General features: G+C 71.3%; 2 protein-coding genes and 1 pseudogene. All 3 read right to left on the bottom strand.

Annotated elements, in window-relative coordinates; genetic code table 11:
- Positions 1-1,097, bottom strand: a 1,097-nt coding sequence (locus Q0L11_RS15615; protein WP_296598433.1) for a hypothetical protein, incomplete at its 3' end; no start/stop codon positions are given.
- 17 nt (positions 1,098-1,114) lie between these two features.
- Positions 1,115-3,193 carry a caspase family protein gene (locus tag Q0L11_RS15610; protein ID WP_296598432.1) on the bottom strand — a complete coding sequence of 693 codons (2,079 nt, stop codon included), beginning with the start codon at positions 3,191-3,193 and terminating at the stop codon, positions 1,115-1,117.
- Positions 3,194-3,420: 227 nt separating this feature from the next.
- Positions 3,421-3,737: pseudogene (locus tag Q0L11_RS15605) on the bottom strand (hypothetical protein); the annotation flags it as partial.

Genomic DNA, 3,737 nt, shown 5'->3' with positions numbered 1-3,737 from the left:
CCGACGGGCAGGCTCTTCACCACCGCGGCCGAGCCCGTGGGCGCGGCCCGCACGGCGGCGGCCTTGATGGTGACGAGCGCGGCGGACGAGGCGGCGGCGGGAGCCGAGGCCTGGGCCTGGCCGCCCGACGACGCATTGCCTTTGGGCATCGAGGCCTTGGTCACCGAGGCGCTGGTGGCGTAGGCGGGCGCCTGATTGCCCAGCACGTCGGCTTCGGACGAGCCGTCGGTCATGGCGCGGCCCTGGGTGAAGGTCTTGGCCATGCCCACGTGCTGGTCGACGACGCCGCCGGTCAGGTCGATGTCCTTCTTGAGCGCGCTGGTCAGCTCGGTGCGCTCGCGGCGGATCGCCTTGCGGTCCTTGTCGTTGGTGGCGCTGGCGAGGCGGTTGTTGATGTCGGTGAGCTGGGCCGAGCGGCATTCCACGAGGGCCGCGCCGCTGTCGGCGATCGAGCGGCTGACGGCAAGCTGACGCCCCGCGTCCTGGTCGATGTTGAACGAGGCTTTCTTCAGGTCGCCGCCGGCCTCCTGCTCCTTCAGCTTGGCGTAGGCGTCGGCGGTGGCGACGATGGCCACCAGCACAGCCAAGGCGGCGTAGGCCTTGGCGCTGTCGCCGCCGCTCATGCCATAGCCGCTGACGCCGGGCACGTTCAGGCCCATGGCGCCGGAGAGCAGGTCCTGGCCGAACATCATGGTGGTCGCGGCCGGGGCGGGCGCGCCGCCCTGGGCCTGCTGCTGGGCCTGGCTCTGCATGGCCATGCTGGCCACGCCGCCCATGAGGCTGCTCATCCCGCCGAGGCCGCCGCCGAACCCGCCGCCGCCGCGGCCTAGGGGGATTCCGCCGCTGGCGACCCCCTTGGCCAGCACCATGGCGCCCGTCTTCAGGCCCTCGCCGATAGCGGCGCTCATCTTCGACTTCTTGAGGTCGGTGTATTCCTTGTCGAGCTTCTGCAGCGGCTCGCGCTGAGGCGCGCAGGCGTTGAGCACGGCGTCCTTACCGCCCTTGCCCTGGGCCATCACCGGCTGGACCGTGAGGCTGACCAGCGCCACCGCGCTGACGGCGGCCCGCAGGCGCAGCTTGAGTTGTGCTGTTTCCATCGTATTCCCCCGTCCCGCTAGCTGGAGACCCCCAGCCGGTCCAGTTCGCCACGGGCGTCCTGGTCGCCGGCCGCGAGGGCCTTGCGGTACCATTCGATCGCTTTCTTCCGGTCGGCTTTCACGCCCTGACCGCTCTCGTACATGATCCCGAGGTTGCGCATGGCCAGGGCGCTGCCGCGGTCGGCGGCCTGCTGGAACAGGCGCACGGCCTCGGCCGCGTTCTGGCGCACGCCGGCGCCGCGCGCGGTCATGCTGCCCAGGCCCAGGTAGCCCCGCGCGTCGCCCGCGTTGGCGGCCTGGCGGTAGTATTCGGCGGCGCGGGCCTCGTCCTGCGGCACGCCGCTGCCGGTCTCCAGCATCACCGCGAGGCTGGACATGCCCTCGGTGTTCCCGGCCTCGGCGGCGCGCTGGTACCAGGTGGCCGCCTGGACGAGGTCCTTCTGCACGACCTCGCCGTCCTCGTAGGCGTAGCCCAGGTGGACCATGGCGTCGGTGTCGCCGGCGGTGGCGGCGCGCTGGTAGAGGTTGAACGAGCGACGCGGGTCGCGGCCCACGCCCTGGCCGCGGTCGTAGAGGTCGGCGAGCTGGACGATCGACGGGCCGTCGCCGGCGTCCACCGCCTTCTGCAGCCAGCCCGCGGCCTGGCGCGGGTCAGTCGTGACGCCGCGGCCGCGCAGATAGGCCTCGGCGACCATGCCCATGGCGTTGGCCGACCCGCGGTCGGCGGCCTTCTGGATCCAGTCGAAGCCGGCCTTCTCGTCCTTGGCGGTCCCGAAACCGTTCAGCCGGCAAAGGCCCCAATTCACCATGCCGCCCGAGTGGCCGGTGTCGGCCGAGGCCTTGAACCACTTGGCGGCCGCCTCGGCGTTCTTGGGCATGCCTTTGCCGGTGAGCGACATGACGCCGAGGTTGTACATGGCCGCGCCGTTGCCCTGGGCCGCGGCGGTGTTCCAGTCGCGCGCGGCGGCGGCATAGTCGCCGCGGGCAAAGGCGTCGCGGGCGCGGACCACCAGGTCCTGGCCCGGGGCGGCCGATCGCGAGGCCACCTGGAACGATCCGGGCGGCAGCTTCTCCAGCGCGCGGATGCGGTTGGCGGCCAGCTTGCGGAACGAGCCGGCGATCTCGCCCCGGTCCTGGGCGTCCATGTAGGCCTTGAAGTCGGCCGGATCGTCGGAGTCCTTGATCGAGGTCCAGAAGACCTGATCCTTTTCCCACCTGATCTTGGTGAGGTCGGCGCCCGGCGCGGCCGCCACGACCGTCTTCGGCGGGCCGTTGGGGTCGAACGTCCAGTTCACGTTGCGCCAGATGCCCTGCAGGTCGGGCGTCTGCTCGCCTTCGGTCATCCGCTCGACCTCGGCCTGCACGTAGCCGGGGAGCTCGCCGACCGTGGCGCCCGGACGGGTCATGCCCTGGGTCAGGGCGATCGCGAAGGGGCTGTTGGCGGAGCCGGCCGCCCCGTCCTGGGCCACCTGTCCCGGCGCGGCGGCCATCAAGGTCACGACGGAGACGCTAGCGGGGCCCGTCTCGCGGGCGAGTCCGCGGGTGTTGCCGCCGAGGCTGCGGGTGGCGGTGGGATTGTTGCGGCAGGCGTCGAGGATGATGAGGCGCACCGACTTCGCGCCCGACAGCGCCTGGCCGAGGCTGGCGGACTCCAGCGAGCTGGCGGTGAGCGTGGTCTTGCTGCTGGAGACGGCGTCCTTGGGCAGCAGGTAGTTCACGCCGTCGATCATCGCCCCGTGACCGGCGTAGTAGATCACCGCCGCATCGGAATCCTTGGCGGCGGCCTCGAAGGCGCCAAGGCCCTCCAGGAGCTGGATGCGGGTGGGATCGGTCAGCACCGTCACCTGGAAGCCCAGCTTCTGCAGCGTGGCCTGCACCAGCTTGGCGTCCTTGGCCGGGTTCGCCAGAGGGGGGACCTTCTCGTACTTCGAGACGCCGACGATCAGCGCGACGCGCTGGGCCGCCCAGGCGCCGTGCGCGACGGTGACGTTGATCGCCACGGCGGCGAACACCGCCGTCCAGCGGCCCGCCCGCGGCCCCTCGCGGCCCTTCCGACCGACGCGAGCGCCGTGGCGCGTCGAGAGCGCCATACCCATACCACCACCCCTCAACCCTAGCCGGAACAGGATACCCGAAAAATGCGAAACGCCAGCGCCTTGCGACGTGGGCGGCCGCTGAATCGACGGGTTCTTCTCCTATTCGTTACGGGCGGCGGCTTAGACGCGCGCGAAAACGCGCCCGCGGCGTCGGTTGGCCGACATCCGCGGGCGTTGTCCCGTTTCCCGTTCGAAAGCGGATCCCCCGATCGGGGGCGCCCCGCCGGCTACTTCTTCGCCTCGGGGTACTGCACGCGGGGCTTCAGGTTCTCGATCACCGCGCGGGCGTCGAAGGCCTTCGGGTCGTCCTGCGGCTTGGCGCCCTTCTGCATCAGGATCTCGGCCGAGGCCTCGTAGCGCTCGACCGTGCGCACGTCGACGCGGTCGGCCCAGAAGGGGTCGCCCCAGAAGGGATCCCAACCGCGCCAGCCGAAGCCGCGGCCGTAGTAGCGCCAGGAGGGACGCCAGAAGCCGTAGGAACCGTACCAGGGGCGGTAGAACGGGTCGGGCTCGACGTAGGTCTGGGTCTTCTTGTCGGTGTCGC

Origin of the sequence: Phenylobacterium sp. (assembly GCF_024508875.1) — a bacterium.
Lineage (GTDB): Bacteria > Pseudomonadota > Alphaproteobacteria > Caulobacterales > Caulobacteraceae > Phenylobacterium.
This window is presented reverse-complemented; position numbering and strand designations above follow the sequence as displayed.